At 47.2% G+C, this 233-nt stretch carries 1 protein-coding gene; it reads right to left on the bottom strand.

Annotated elements, in window-relative coordinates; genetic code table 11:
* The coding region (locus tag PL85_RS19155; RefSeq protein ID WP_215809375.1) for an integrase core domain-containing protein at positions 1-233 on the bottom strand (233 nt) is incomplete at both ends.

A 233-nucleotide genomic window follows, 5' to 3' on the forward strand; every position in this document is an offset into this window, starting at 1 on the left:
GGCCTGAGTTGGCAGTAATACCCGATAATGTAGCGGGTGATCTCTTGTTGAGCCTCAGCGAAGCTACGATAACCCACAGTTGGCACCCATTCCGTCTTCAGACTTCTAAAGAAGCGCTCTATCGGCGCATTATCCCAACAGTTTCCTCGGCGAGATAAACTCTGTTTTATTTGAAAGCGCCACAGTAATTGACGGTATTTACGGCTAGTATAATGACTGCCTTGATCGCTATG

It is taken from the genome of Vibrio anguillarum (assembly GCF_001989995.2).
Taxonomy (GTDB): Bacteria; Pseudomonadota; Gammaproteobacteria; order Enterobacterales; family Vibrionaceae; genus Vibrio; species Vibrio anguillarum.